The 10996-nt window shown below is 38.6% G+C and carries 11 protein-coding genes; 2 read left to right on the forward strand and 9 right to left on the reverse strand.

The features are described from left to right. Positions 1-73: 73 nt before the first annotated feature. From EA772_RS21560 to EA772_RS21570, 3 genes are all read right to left on the reverse strand, one after another. On the reverse strand, positions 74-361 hold the full coding sequence (locus EA772_RS21560) for a four helix bundle protein (protein WP_246834010.1): 288 nt from the start codon (positions 359-361) through the stop codon (positions 74-76). Between the two features lie 204 nt (positions 362-565). Further along, positions 566-1561, reverse strand: coding sequence for a fumarylacetoacetate hydrolase family protein (locus EA772_RS21565; RefSeq protein WP_124914894.1), 996 nt, complete (start codon positions 1559-1561; stop codon positions 566-568). A gap of 65 nt (positions 1562-1626) precedes the next feature. Then, positions 1627-2082, reverse strand: coding sequence for a hypothetical protein (locus EA772_RS21570; protein WP_124914895.1), 456 nt, complete (start codon positions 2080-2082; stop codon positions 1627-1629). 266 nt (positions 2083-2348) lie between these two features. On the opposite strand from EA772_RS21570, the gene EA772_RS21575 reads away from it, so the two are divergent. Together EA772_RS21575 and hppD are read left to right on the forward strand one after the other, a co-directional pair. Continuing rightward, the gene (locus EA772_RS21575; protein ID WP_124914896.1) at positions 2349-3515 is read left to right on the forward strand and encodes a homogentisate 1,2-dioxygenase; all 1167 of its coding nucleotides are present in this window, start codon (positions 2349-2351) and stop codon (positions 3513-3515) included. Positions 3516-3597: 82 nt separating this feature from the next. After that, positions 3598-4728 (forward strand): 4-hydroxyphenylpyruvate dioxygenase, encoded by a 1131-nt coding sequence (hppD, locus tag EA772_RS21580; protein ID WP_124914897.1) that lies wholly within the window; start codon positions 3598-3600, stop codon positions 4726-4728. 95 nt (positions 4729-4823) lie between these two features. Here the strand turns inward: hppD and EA772_RS21585 are convergent, their stop codons facing one another. The 6 genes from EA772_RS21585 to trxA form a co-directional block, all read right to left on the reverse strand. Continuing rightward, the gene (locus tag EA772_RS21585) at positions 4824-6560 is read right to left on the reverse strand and encodes a thiamine pyrophosphate-dependent enzyme (RefSeq protein ID WP_124914898.1); all 1737 of its coding nucleotides are present in this window, start codon (positions 6558-6560) and stop codon (positions 4824-4826) included. Positions 6561-6868: 308 nt separating this feature from the next. Beyond that, on the reverse strand, positions 6869-7387 hold the full coding sequence (locus EA772_RS21590; protein WP_124914899.1) for a thioredoxin domain-containing protein: 519 nt from the start codon (positions 7385-7387) through the stop codon (positions 6869-6871). A 1-nt stretch (position 7388) separates the two neighbouring features. Then, positions 7389-7850 (reverse strand): redoxin domain-containing protein, encoded by a 462-nt coding sequence (locus tag EA772_RS21595; RefSeq protein WP_124914900.1) that lies wholly within the window; start codon positions 7848-7850, stop codon positions 7389-7391. 76 nt (positions 7851-7926) lie between these two features. Beyond that, the gene (locus EA772_RS21600; RefSeq protein ID WP_124914901.1) at positions 7927-8844 is read right to left on the reverse strand and encodes a DUF58 domain-containing protein; all 918 of its coding nucleotides are present in this window, start codon (positions 8842-8844) and stop codon (positions 7927-7929) included. A gap of 359 nt (positions 8845-9203) precedes the next feature. Next, complete coding sequence (locus tag EA772_RS21605; protein WP_124914902.1) at positions 9204-10412, reverse strand: PQQ-dependent sugar dehydrogenase; 1209 nt, start codon at positions 10410-10412, stop codon at positions 9204-9206. 152 nt (positions 10413-10564) lie between these two features. Next, a complete protein-coding gene (gene trxA / locus EA772_RS21610) occupies positions 10565-10885 on the reverse strand; it encodes a thioredoxin (RefSeq protein ID WP_010602362.1) in 321 nt (106 codons plus the stop codon). Positions 10886-10996: the final 111 nt, after the last annotated feature.

Raw genomic sequence — 10996 nt, forward strand, 5'->3', positions numbered from 1 at the left:
AATACTTGATATTGGAAAAGTTATAATGTTTCATGTTATAGCAATCAATTCTAAATAAAACGAGTTTAAGATTCTACCTTTTGCCCTTTAATTTCTTCTTTTTTAATTCGAAATCTCTTAGATAATCAATAAACCGCTTAGTTTTTGCTGAAAATTCAACACACTTATCATACAAAAAATTGAAATCATTTTGCGAAAGTTTGTTAGCTGCCTGTAGTATTATTATCTTATTTCTAAACTCACCGGAAGAACCTTTGGCATATGTTAAAAATCGAACAAAATCTGGGTTGTTATTATACTCAAAACCTTCGGCAACATTATCAGACATTGACATGGCTGCTCGTCGAAACTGATCTTTCAAGCCAAGTCAGATTTCATTGGTTCAGAATCAGAAATACGATAAGCCTCTACCCCTACTTGTTTTGCCAATTGCCAGATTTCCAAATCCTCAAACTTTTCAATTTTTGCCATAACCAAACCTTTAAATACTTAGTTTATAAGCATTGTCATTTTGCTACCTGCACATTTCAACTTTCAAACATTTCAATTTTTAATAACAACAATTTTATTTCTTCAAAGCCAATATCGAAAAATCAGTTTCAGCCTTTGTGATGGTATTCGTTAAGGCACCTAAACCAGTTATTTCCATTTCCACTACATCGCCAGGTTGCAGCCATTGTGTTTTGTAATTTGGATCGTTGAGTAACCCTGTTCCGTTTAGCTCGAGAAAACAACCTGTACCCACCGTTCCCGATCCGATAACATCCCCAGGAAGAATGTCGACACCATAAGCGCAACGTTCAATAATCTCTGCAAATGTCCAATCCATATCGGCTGCATTGCCTTTTGAAACTTCAATTCCATTTACACGGCAAGTCATCTTCAGGTTATACGCATTGCCTACATGGCCTTCTTTTGCCGCTACTTTATACTGCTCCAACTCATCAGGCGTAACCAGCCAGGGCCCAATCACTGTTGAGAAATCTTTGCCTTTAGCAGGACCAAGATTCAGCAACATCTCTTCCATTTGTAAGGTGCGGGCACTCATATCATTCATCACCATATAACCGGCAATGTATTCATCAGCTTCTGCAGCTTTTATATTTCTTCCTTTTTTGCCGATTACAATAGCCAGCTCGAGCTCAAAATCAAGTTTTTCAAAGTGATCAGGCATACACGCTATTTCGCCTGTTCCTTGTATGGCGTTATGATTGGTAAAATAAAATATCGGGTATTCATCAAATTGCGGAATCATATCAACCTTACGGTTACGGCGGGCTGCCGCTACATGTTGCCTGAAGGCGTAACCATCTCTGCAACTCGTTGGGTGCGGAACCGGCGCTAAGATTTCATAAAAAATTTCTTCCTTAGCTGAAAAGCTTCCGTCTTTAATCTGTAAATCAACTTTTTTTGCCCGTTCCATCAGCACTTCTCCGCCTTGCAAAAAATCATTCATATTATCCGGCAGCAATTTATCACAACTGTTTAAATTGTAGATGTGGCCATCGATAAACAGCCCTAAATGCTCTCTGTCTTCAGTTTTATAACTTACGAGTTTCATATAAATTTGGTTAAAATACGTGGTAAAGCTAGTGATTTAGGGCAGGAAATAAAACATGATCAAATTTATTTCAGTTCGGTGTACCTTTGCAAATCAGATTTGATTAACGGAAAATCCTTCGCCTCTAATTTTTTATAAAACCGTTTGTTTGCAAATAATTCACCGGTGAACAAACCCAACGAAACACCCACTGGAATGCCCACAAAAATTAAAACCGCAGACTCTAGTGCATCAGGACTTTCGACTGCCAAAACGAAAAATACCAAAGCACCTGCAATTGCAAGTGGCGCTACAATCCCTCGTCGGTGAATATATAGCCGGCTAATTTTTTCGGCGCTTAATCTGCTGGTATCTCCATTACTCTTCACTATAATCAGTCGGTTATCTTCTGCTGCATAAAAAAATCCGCGATGCCGTTTACCGCTATGTTCAAAAATTTTTATTTTATACTTCCATTTTTTTTGTGCAGAAACAGTGAAACAAATGGTAAGGCAAAGTGAGAGTGTTAAGAAAATTTTCATGTTGATTTTGGTTAGAATTAAATATAAAGAATTTCTTCTTCAAAATAAATTCGTTACTTTAGCACAATCAAAACCATGATTTTAAAAGCATTACATATCAACTTAGTGAACGATGCCATCGCTGCACGTCGCTATAAAATGCTGTCAAAATTAATCATGGCTCAATATTCTCTGTAATTCTGAGCATTCTTCCTATTAATTGAAACGCCTTCGCGTTTTGATTGTTTATTCTTTTAGATTTTATTTTCTAACCTAAAATATACATTATGCCTGTTTATCATAAATTGGGGCAAATACCTGCAAAACGCCATACGGTTTTTCGTAAACCTGATGGTAACCTTTATGCTGAAGAATTGGTTTCAACCGAAGGTTTTTCAAGTTTGTACTCGCTCGTTTATCATTGCCACCCGCCCACCATTGTTAAACATTTGGGTGAACCTTATAGTGTTGAGCCGAAAATTGCCAGAGAAAAACATTTAAAACATACCAGTTTAATTGGCTTCAATATTAAGCCGGAAGATGACTTTTTAAAAAGCCGTAAACCTGTTTTAGTCAATAGTGATTTACACATCGTTTTGGCAGCTCCCCGAAAATCAATGACTGATTATTTTTACAAAAACAGTCAGGCAGATGAGATGATTTTTGTACATGAGGGATCAGGAAAGTTGAAAACCGGCTTTGGGGAGATCAAATTTGCTTATGGCGATTATCTTATTATTCCAAGAGGAACGATTTACCAAATGGAATTTGACAATGAGCAAAACAGATTGTTCATTGTAGAAAGTTTTAGTCCGCTGAGGCCGCCCAAAAGATATTTAAACCAATACGGCCAGTTGATGGAACACGCCCCCTATTGTGAGCGTGATTTACGTTTACCAGAAAACCTGCAGACACATGATGAGTACGGAGATTTTAAAGTGCTCATTAAAAAACAAGGATTAATTTACCCCTACACTTATGGCACTCATCCTTTCGATTATGTTGGATGGGATGGCTATCATTATCCTTACGCATTCTCTATCCATGATTTTGAACCCATTACTGGTCGTTTGCACCAGCCACCACCCGTTCACCAAACATTTGAGGGGCATAATTTTGTTGTATGCTCTTTCGTTCCACGAAAATATGATTACCATCCCGATTCGATTCCGGCACCATATAACCACAGCAATGTAGATAGCGATGAGGTGCTTTATTATGTTGATGGTGATTTTATGAGCCGAAAAAGTGTGGTTAAAGGACAAATTACACTTCACCCAGGCGGCATTCCCCATGGCCCGCATCCCGGAACGGTTGAAAAATCAATCGGAAAAGAAAAAACTGATGAACTGGCCGTAATGATTGATCCTTTTAAACCACTGATGCTTACGCAAGAAGCAATTAACATTGAAGATGAAAATTATCATAAAAGCTGGCAGATAAATGTGGAATAAATGTAGACGCGGCTCGGAAGAACGATGTAAAATGAGAATCTTACACATCACATCTTGATACTAAATACTTGATACTAAAAATATGGAAACACTAACATTTGCAGAAAAAATATCTAAAGCACAGGATTTTCTGCCAATTAACGGAACAGATTATATAGAATTTTATGTGGGTAATGCAAAGCAGGCTGCTCACTATTATAAAACCGCCTTTGGCTTTCAGAGCCTGGCTTATGCTGGTCCGGAGACTGGGGTTCGTGATCGGGCCTCGTACGTTTTACAGCAGGGAAAAATTAGGTTGATTTTAACCACTGCTTTGAAATCAGATCATTCGATATCGGAACACGTGAAAAAACATGGCGACGGCGTAAAGGTACTTGCTTTATGGGTTGATGATGCTTACAGCGCCTTTGAGGAAACCACCAAACGTGGTGCTAAACCTTACATGGAGCCTAAAACTTTGACAGATGAGTATGGTGAAGTAAAAATGAGCGGCATTTACACTTATGGTGAAACTGTACACATGTTTATCGAACGGAAAAATTATACCGGCACCTTTATGCCGGGTTATCGTGTTTGGGAAAGTGATTACCAACCTGCAGATGCAGGACTTTTATACATCGATCATTGCGTGGGCAATGTGGGTTGGAACCGTATGAATGAAGCCGTACAATGGTATGAAGATGTGATGGGCTTCGTTAATATCCTTTCCTTTGATGATAAGCAAATCAATACGGAATACTCTGCTTTGATGAGTAAAGTGATGAGCAACGGAAATGGATTCTCCAAGTTTCCGATCAATGAGCCAGCTGAAGGCAAGAAGAAATCGCAAATTGAAGAATACTTAGAGTACTATGAAGGGGAAGGCGTACAACATATCGCCGTGGCTACAAAAGATATTGTGAAAACGGTAAAAGAACTAAAATCTCGTGGAGTTGAGTTTTTAAGCGCTCCACCAGAAGCCTATTATGATATGATGCCGCAGCGTGTTGGAAAAATTGATGAAGAAATTTCTCTACTGGAGAGCCTGGGCATTTTAGTAGATTGTGATGAGGAAGGTTATCTATTGCAGATTTTTACTAAACCAGTAGAAGATCGCCCAACGCTTTTCTTTGAAATTATTCAGCGTAAAGGTGCGCAAAGTTTTGGTGCGGGGAACTTTAAAGCTTTGTTTGAATCTCTGGAGCGTGAGCAAGAGCTGAGGGGGAATTTGTAGGAACCTTTGATAATATCATCATTGCGAGGCTCGAAGCAATCTATATTAGTATGAGATTGCTTCGAGCCCCGCAATGACGATTGTTTTATGTTTTTCTAAAGCACCTCCCCTAGATGCTTGTAGTTAGATTTTATCGTATCAAAAACTTCAGTCATTTTCCCGCCTAGCATTAACTTAGCCATCGATTCTGTCATTCCTTTTATTTGTGCCCATTCAATTTTCGGCGGCATAGCCAATGCGTTTGGATTGGTCATGATGTTAAGCAATATGGGGCCACTTTCGTTTAAGGCATGACTGATTGCATTTTCTACTTCTTCAGGTTTAGAAACCGTAATACCTTTGAAACCCATCGCCTGGGCAACCAAGGCAAAATCAGGATTAATCATATCGGTTTCATTATCCGGCAAACCATCCACTTCCATTTCCAGTTTAACCATCCCTAAAGAACGGTTGTTAAAAACGATAAGCTTAATGGGTAAATGATATTGTTTGATGGTTGCTAAATCACCTAAAAGCATGGATAACCCGCCATCGCCACACAGTGCAACAATCTGTTTTTCAGGATGAGCCAAAGCAGCACCAATAGCCATCGGCATTGCATTTGCCATTGAACCGTGATTAAATGATCCCAGCATTTTCCGTTTTCCAGTTCCATCAATAAAACGGGCGCCCCAAACGCAACACATTCCGGTATCTACCGTAAAAATGGCATCATCAGCAGCTAACCGATTAATCGTTTCAGCTACAAACTCTGGCTGAATTTTATTCTCGTCGCCCTGATCTTTCACATAAACCTGTTGGTTCTCCTTAACCTTTTCGTAAAACTCAAGCTGCGATTTCAAGAATTTATCGTCCGTTTTTTCTTCTAATAAAGGTAGCAGCGCTTTAATGGAGTCGGCAATGTTGCCACATAAACCCATGGTTAATTTGGCTCTTCTGCCTAAACGTTCAGGTCGCTCATCAATTTGAATAATTTTATTTTTAACCGGCATGAAGTTCACATAGGGAAAATCAGTTCCTAAAAGTAAAACCAGATCGGCTTCATGCATCGCATGATAACCAGAAGGTTGCCCCAAAAGACCTGTCATGCCTATCTCGTATGGATTATTGTATTGGATGCCCATTTTTCCACGGAAGGAAAATCCTACAGGTGCTTTCAATCTTGAAGCCAACTGTACCACTTCATCGTGAGCTTCAGCAGCACCGATGCCACAATAAATCATTACTTTCTTTTCTTCATTCAATATTGCAGACAACGCATTCAATTCCTGATCAGACGGCCGGATTACAGGCTTATTATTGAATAGCTGCATGGAGGTTACGCTTTCTACAGCATCCATTTCTGCAACATCGCCAGGTAAGCCAAATACAGAAACGCCTTTTTTATGAATAGCATGTTGAATAGCCGTTTGCAACATTCTTGGTGCCTGTTCTGCAGTGGTTGCAACTTGATTGTAATAACTACAATCATCAAATAATTTGATGGTATTGGTTTCCTGGAAAAAATCAGTTCCAAATTCTCCTGTCGGGATGGTAGAGGCAATCGCGATAACTGGCACATGAGAACGATGTGCATCATAAAGTCCGTTAATTAAATGAACATGGCCGGGCCCACAGCTGCCCGCACAACAGGCAATTCCATCCAGTTCGGCTTCAGCCGCAGCAGCAAATGCACCAACTTCTTCATTTCGAACATGAATCCATTTAATCTTTCCGTTTCTTTTAACCGCATCATTGAAATAGTTCAAACTATCGCCGGTAACGGCATAAACTCTTTTAACACCAACTTCAACCAGCATTTCTACCAGTTGCTCTGCAACATTTTTACCCATGAAAGTATTTTTGATAAATCAGCATCACGACGAAACTGACATTCTATAAATACCTGAATTATAAATATTGTTTTACATTTTGGAAGGAAAGGGACCTAATCTGACTTATGGCAGACCAATTTTCGAAATAAATTAAATGCGCTCGTTTCTTCACTAAAACTTCATAATTGAAACGCACCTTTACATCAACAAAACACGAAGCGATTTCTATTTTGTTAAATTCTAAAAACTCATAATTAGTTTTTTAGTTTTCCGGTTACCCTTATCTGATACCTCATGTATTGCAAAATACATGAGGTTTTTTTATTTTATTCTGTACTTTCTTCTAGCATCTGATGTAAAGCGGCGGCATCACCATCAAACTTAGTCCCGTTTACATAAAATGAAGGCGTTCCGTTAACACCACTCCTCACCCCGCTTTCAAAATCGTTATCTACTTTTTCTTTAACTGCTTCGGAAGTAAAATCTTGTTGAAATTTCTCCATATCAAGACCAACTGTTTCGGCTAACTCTTCAAAAAGATTTTCATCTAACCGATATTGGTTTTCATAAAGTGCATCATGCATTTCCCAAAATTTACCTTGCAAAGCTGCAGCTTCTGCAGCAGCGGCGGCAGAAAAAGCAAACTGATGAGATTCTTGTAGAGGGAAATTCCGAAATACAAATTTGATCTGATCTCCAAATGTATCTTCAATTTCTTTGATGATGGGATGAGCATCGCCACAAAAAGGGCATTGGTAATCGCCAAATTCTACTATGGTAATGGTTGCAGCATCATTGCCTTGCACATGATCGCTGTTACTTACTTCAGGTTTTAAATTGCTCATATCATTTTTTATCCAATTCCTCTAACGCGTCTAAAATGCCATCGGCACCAGGATTTACCGCTGTTGGTGACAAGTAACTCCAGGCAATCAATCCTTCTTTATCAATTACGAATAATGCCCGTTTACTTTCTCCAACTTCACCATCATAAACCCCATAGGCTTTTGATACGGCTCCTTTGGGTTCAAAATCTGCTAATAAAGGGAAATGAAGTTTCCTATCTTTTTCAAAAGCCAAATGGCACCAAACACTATCTACTGAAATACCAAAAATCTGGGCATCGTGTTTCGAAAAATATTTTAACATTTCGTTGTAAAGTGCCATTTGATCACTACAAACCGGACTCCAATCTGCCGGATAGAAGGCTAAGATTACATTCTTACCAATAAAATCTTTGAGTTTTATCTTTTGATCGGGAGTAGCATTCAGCTCGAAATCTGGCGCTTTGGTACCTTTTTCTAACATGTTAATAGTTTTAAGGATTAAATTGTTTCCTAGTTAACAGCTCAAGATGCCAGTTGTTTGCAAGGTGAACCTGGCATTAACCCAGTTTTTGTCTTTTAATTAGATAAGATTGAAGAATAGGATAAAATCCTTCATTTATATCGGCATCAATTAAATCAATTTTGTATTGGGCACATTTTAAAGCAATTTGTGCCCTGTAAACAGATACTGCATCTTTGTAATTATCTTTAACCTGATTGGTATGCACTTTAATGGTGTCACCTGTTTCCATATCAATAAACTTATAGGGGCGGTTTTCAAATTCGAAATTTACTTCCTTTGATCGATCAACCACATTAAAAACCACTACTTCATGTTTGTTAAATTTTAGGTGTTGCAGGGCATCAAAAAACTGATCTGTTTTTTCAATACTTGTTTGGGTATTAAACAAATCGCTGAATATTACTACTAACGACCGTTTATGAATAAGCTCAGCAACCTGATGCAAGGCCTCGCTTAAGTTGGTTTGTGCATTAACTTTTGGTTTCTGCAACAAATCTTCCAGCTGGGTAAACAAATATTTTTGATGTACAGTGGTAGACTTGGCCGGAGAATTAAGTAAAACCTCTTCAGTAAATAAACTCAATCCGAAAGCATCACGCTGCTTTTTGAGCAAATACATTAACGACGCAGTGGCCTGAATCGCGAAGGTAAGCTTATTGTTTTTAGGTTCAGGAAAATACATTGATGAAGAAACATCGATCACAAACTGGCAGCGCAAATTGGTTTCTTCTTCAAAACGTTTGCTGTACAGTTTATCCGTTTTGGCGTAAAGTTTCCAATCGATATTTTTTACGTTATCACCGTTATTATACTGGCGATGCTCTGCAAACTCTACAGAAAAGCCATGAAACGGACTTTTATGCAAACCTGTAATAAAGCCTTCAACCACCTGTTGTGCCAATAATTCTAAATTCCCGAAACCCGATTCATTTTCGTAATTCACCGTCTGCATATGGTAAAGCTAAAAAAGTTTTACGAATTAATTGTTTATAATCCCGCGAATCTCTTTTTTGGAAAGCTTAGCCAGCTTATCATATTGGAGTGTGTTCCCGCTATCGTTTCAAATCCTCTCCCGCTTAAAATCGGGATTCGGGTTTTCCACTTTATCGGGTTTAGGTGGCCGCCATTGTACATCTATTTATGGTTTATAAACCCGATTGAAATGAAAAGCCCACAGCGTAGCGAGGACTTGTAATGAAAAGCGGGGCAGTAATTGCGATGAAAAGCTGAAATAGCATTTTCAAACATCAATCATAAAAAAATCCCGAACTCATCTAATGAATTCGGGATTTGACCTGCTTTGCTCAGATTTTACTTCTTAGCTATTTTATACAAATTACCATTGTCAGTAACGGCATAAAAGGCACCGTCTTTCTCCACCAAATCGCGGAAACGCTCCCCTTTACCGGCAAGTAGCCTTTCTTCGCCAACTACTTTGTTGTCCTTAATTACCAAGCGGCTAATGTGCGAGCCGCTCAGACCGCCAACAAACAAATTACCCTTCCACTCCGGAATAACGCTACTGTTGTAGAAAGCGATTGATCCTGGAGAAAGCACTGGGTTCCAATAATAAACAGGTTGTTCCATGCCTTCTTTTTGCTGAATGCCATCTCCCACTGCCTTTCCGCTATATTCAATGCCGTAAGTTATGATTGGCCAGCCGTAGTTTTTACCAGGTTTAATCAGGTTTACTTCGTCACCACCTCTGGGACCAAATTCAGCTTCCCATAAATCACCTGTTTGCGGGTTAATTGCCAGTCCGTCAGGATTACGAAGGCCGTAAGCATAAATTTCAGGTTTAGCATCTGCTTTGCCAACAAATGGCCCATTCGGAACTGCTTTACCATCTTTGGTTAAATGAAGAATTTTCCCCAATGATGAATTCAATTGCTGTGCCTGAATTCTTACTTCACGATCTGACCGTTCTCCTGTACTTACAAACAGATCTCCATTTTTATCAAAAACAATTCTTGAGCCATATTGCAACTTACCAGTATGCGCTGGCGTAGCACGATAAATGATGGTTTGATTTTCAATCTTAGTTTCACTGGCCGATAACTTACCTTTCGCAATGGCTAAAAGTACACCTTTAGCTTGCGGCTCCGAAAAGGCCCAGTAAACCATTTTGTTTTTAGCGAAATCAGGATCTAAAGTTACATCTAGTAACCCACCTTGTCCTGAAGCGTCAACCTTGGGCAAACCTTCAATTTTTTTAGTGAGTTTTCCATTAGCATCAAGAATAACCATTGTTCCTTGCTTTTGGGTAATCAAAAAACCTCCATTTGGAAGTACAGCAATTGCCCATGGATTTTCCAATTTCCCGTTGATGATTGATATCTCAAGCGGAGTGGAAGTTTTAACGCCTGCTATACGCGTTTGGCCTGCGAACGCGGGTTTATAATCAGCTGTAGGTTTTTCGGTTTCTACGGGATTTTGTGCTGAAACAGATGCAACATTTGCGCAGTTCAGTGTAAATCCAGCAATTAGAATACCTAATGTTTTGTTAGTAATCAGTTTCATAGGAATAATGCATTTTTCTCTTAAAGGAACAAAAATATTTGCTCATAAAAAAACCCGAATTCATTTATTGAACCCGGGTTTTTGTAATATTATTAGTGAGGTTTGCGCAATTGATTTAACTTAAACCTTTTGCTTCCACCATCAACCGTTAGTTAAGCCAATTGTTTGTTTAATTTATCAGCTAATACTGATTTTGGAACCGCACCAACTTGTTTGTCAACTACTTGACCATCTTTGAAATATAATAAAGCTGGAATGTTACGAATACCGAACTGCATAGAAATTTGAGGGTTGTTATCAACATTCACTTTTCCAACTACTGCTTTACCATCATATTCTTTAGCAATTTCTTCTACTACTGGACCAACCATGCGACAAGGGCCACACCATTCTGCCCAAAAATCTACTAATACGGGTTTATCTGATTTTAATACAAGCTCTTCAAAGTTTGCATCTGTGATTTCTAATGCCATAATTATTTTTTTTATGTTCAAATATATGTATTCAATTGTAATGCCAACTACACTGTAATGTCAATTTGACACTTAGGTGTTACAGGTTATCAGTTAACTCCATTTGATTAA

Source organism: Pedobacter sp. G11 (assembly GCF_003860265.1).
In the GTDB taxonomy this organism is placed as follows: Bacteria; Bacteroidota; Bacteroidia; order Sphingobacteriales; family Sphingobacteriaceae; genus Pedobacter; species Pedobacter agri.